This is a genomic window from Cysteiniphilum halobium, from assembly GCF_003574425.1.
GTDB lineage: Bacteria > Pseudomonadota > Gammaproteobacteria > Francisellales > Francisellaceae > Caedibacter > Caedibacter halobius.
This window is the reverse complement of record NZ_QLIU01000063.1, coordinates 1-510: the sequence shown is the minus strand read 5'-3', so window position 1 is coordinate 510 and position 510 is coordinate 1. Positions and strand designations below refer to the sequence as shown.

1 protein-coding gene is annotated in these 510 nt (G+C 40.6%); it reads right to left on the bottom strand.

Features of this window, described 5'->3' with window-relative positions; genetic code table 11:
* Positions 1 to 458, bottom strand: a 458-nt coding sequence (locus DNK85_RS10000; RefSeq protein ID WP_162896667.1) for a hypothetical protein, incomplete at its 3' end; no start/stop codon positions are given.
* Between the last annotated feature and the right edge of the window lie 52 nt (positions 459 to 510).

Below are 510 nucleotides of genomic sequence, written 5' to 3'. Positions count from 1 at the left end.
AGCATGGTATTATCAATAAGAACACTTTGCCCGCTATTTACCACTAAAGTCGCTAAATTAATTACCGGTGCATCATTAACAGCAGTAACGTTAATGGTACTAGTTGCTGCAGTTGAATTAACATCGCCATCATTAACAACGAAGCTTACAGTGCGTGCCAGTGGACTTGGATTATCAGAAGTGTTTTGATACGTCACACTACGCAATGCTGCCTGATAATTAGCAAGGGTATCACTACCACTTAAGCTTAATACCCCTGTGGTGGCATTAAAGCTACCACTGATATTGGCAGTATCAACAAAGGCTAAGATATCCTCACCATTGACATAGTTATTGGTGATACTAATGCTTGCACTTTCAATATTGGTATCATCGACATCACTGATAACAATCGTGGTATCGATTGCTGTGGCACTATCATTCTCGGTATAGTTTAAGGTGCTACCGGCACTTATCACCGGTGCATCATTAACAGCAGTAACGTTAATGGTACTAGTTGCTGCAGTTCAT